At 68.6% G+C, this 2879-nt stretch carries 1 protein-coding gene; it reads right to left on the bottom strand.

All coding sequences use genetic code 11. The features are described 5' to 3' along the window. Positions 1-2879: type I polyketide synthase (locus QR77_RS29195; protein ID WP_150130592.1), on the bottom strand; the 2879-nt coding region annotated here is incomplete at both ends.

The following is a 2879-nucleotide window of genomic DNA, read 5'->3' as shown; positions in this document are numbered from 1 at the left end:
CGAAGCCACCTCGAAGGCGAACAAAGCGGGCTGCGTCCACCGCGTCTCATCCAGCCCCTCACCGCCGAACATCACCTCCCGCAGTTCAGGACCGAACTCCCCACAGACCTCATCCAACGCGGCAGCGAACACCGGAAACGCGCCATACAGCCCACGCCCCATCCCCGCCCACTGCGCACCCTGACCCGTGAACAACACCGCAAGCTCGCCCTCGCTCTGCCTGCCCAGGACAACGTTGGGGTCGGCCGTGCCGGCCGCCATCGCTTCCAGGCCGGACACCAAGTCGTCGGGCTTGTCGCCGAGGACAACCGCCCGACGTTCCATGGCGGCCCGAGTGGTGGCGAGGGAGAGTCCTATGTCCGCCGGGTCGGCGTACCCGGCGAACGGGAGCAGACGCGCCGCCTGCTCCCGCAGCCCCTCTTCGGATCGGGCCGACACCATCCACGGCACCGTGGAGAGGGAGGACTCGACAGCCGGGTGCGGCTCGGCCGGCGTCGAGGTCGGGGCCGCTTCCAGCACAACGTGCGCGTTCGTGCCGGAGATGCCGAAGGCGGACACCCCGGCCCGGAGCGGCCGTTCGGCATTCGTCCAGGGCCTGTTCTCCGTCAGCAGCTCCACCGCTCCCGCGCTCCAGTCGACCTGCGACGTCGGCTCGGAGACGTGAAGGGTCTTGGGCAGCAGGCCGTTGCGCATGGCCTGCACCATCTTGATGACGCCTGCGACACCGGCGGCGGCCTGCGTGTGCCCGATGTTCGACTTCACCGAACCGAGCCACAACCGCTGCTCGGGGTCCCGCCCTTGACCGTACGTGGCGAGCAGCGCCTGTGCCTCGATCGGGTCGCCCAACGACGTACCCGTACCGTGCGCCTCCACCGCATCCACGTCCGCAGCCGACAGTCGCGCATCCGCCAACGCGGCTCGAATCACCCGCTGTTGCGAGGGACCGTTCGGCGCGGTCAGCCCGTTCGACGCACCGTCCTGGTTCACCGCGCTGCCGCGCACAACAGCGAGCACCTGGTGACCGTTGCGCCGGGCGTCGGAGAGTCGTTCGACCACAAGGAGTCCGACGCCTTCGCCCCAGCCCGTACCGTCGGCGTCGTCGGAGAAGGCCTTGCAGCGGCCGTCGGCAGACAGACCGCGCTGCGTGCTGAATTCGACAAAGGCTCCCGGCGTGGACATCACCGTCGCACCGCCGACGAGCGCGAGACCGCACTCGCCGCGCCGCAGCGCCTGTACCGCGAGGTGCAGTGCGACCAGCGAGGCCGAACAGGCCGTGTCCACCGTCATCGCGGGGCCTTCGAGACCGAAGAAGTACGAGAGACGGCCCGACACCACACTCGCCGCGTTACCGGTCCCGAGATAGCCGTCAAAGTTGTCATCCGAGGAAACAAGAGTGGACGCGTAGTCCTGACCGTTGGTCCCCATGAACACACCGGTCGAACTGCCGCGCAGCGACTGCGGATCCATTCCCGCGCGCTCGAACGCTTCCCAGGCCGTCTCCAGCAGCAGCCGCTGCTGCGGATCCATGGCAAGCGCCTCGCGCGGGCTGATACCGAAGAATTCGGGGTCGAAGTCGGCGGCTTCGTAGAGGAATCCGCCGGTGCGGGTGTACGAGGTGCCGCGGTGCTCCGGGTCCGGATCGAACAGACCGTCCAGATCCCAGCCACGGTCGGCGGGGAACTCCCCCATGCCGTCCCGGCCTTGAGCCACCAGATCCCACAGATCCTCCGGCGACTCGACCCCACCGGGGAACCGGCAGCTCATCGCCACGATCGCCACCGGCTCGTCACTCACGGTCGCAGTGGGCAGAACGTCCGTCGAAGCCACATCGCTGGCTTCTTCTGAGCCGACGAGCAGGTCCAGTACATGGGCAGCGAGGAGGGTGGGGGTCGGATAGTCGAAGACGATGGTGGACGGCAGTGACAACCCTGTCTCGGCCGACAATCCGTTACGGAACTCCACAGCCGTCAGCGAATCGAAGCCCAGCTCGCGGAAGGCCCGATCCGCACCCACGCCGCCAACGCCCTGATGGCCGAGGACCTCAGCAGCCCGCTCCCGAACCAGCCCCAGCAACAACCGTTCCTGCTCCACACGGCCCAGCCCAGCCAGCCGACCGAGCAGACCAGCCACCGACACCGGACCGCCCGCAACCAGCTCCGACAGCAGTGGCACCGGACCAGTCACAAACCGATCCCACTCGATGTCAGCGACCAAAACCGTCGCCGCTTCACCGGCCGCCACTGCTCCAAGTGCCTCGACGGCTACAGAAGGATCCATGGCAGGAACCCCGCCACGGGCCTGACGGGACGAGACGCCGTCCCCGGCCGCCATTCCGGCGCCGGCCCAGGGACCCCACGCCACCGACACGGCGGGCAGCCCCGCGGTACGACGGGCCGACACGACCCCGTCCAGCGCGGCGTTCGCCGCCGCGTAATTCGCCTGACCAGGCGAACCCAGCACCCCCGCCATGGACGAGAACACCACGAACGCGTCCAGGTCCAGGCCCCGGGTCGACTCATCCAGATGCCTCGCACCCCCGACCTTCGCACCCCAGACACCAGCGAGCCGAGCCGGAGTCAGACCGTCGACAACCCCGTCATCCAACACACCCGCCGCATGCACCACACCACGCAACGGACCATGACGCAGACCCACACCTTCAACAAGAGCGGCCACCGCAGCACCATCACTCACATCACACGACACCGCAGACACGCGATCGCCCAGATCCCGACCGACAGCCTCCTCCAGGACCCCGCCACGACTGGCCAGCACGACGTGCTCCGCACCACGCGCCACCAACCACCGAGCCACCTCCACACCCAAGCCACCCGTACCACCCGTGACCAGCACCGTCCCCCGAGGAACCCACCCGCCAC

The organism is Streptomyces sp. 150FB (assembly GCF_000818195.1).
In the GTDB taxonomy this organism is placed as follows: Bacteria; Actinomycetota; Actinomycetes; order Streptomycetales; family Streptomycetaceae; genus Streptomyces.
Note: the sequence above shows the minus strand (reverse complement) of the source record. Positions and strands in the feature narration are given on the sequence as shown.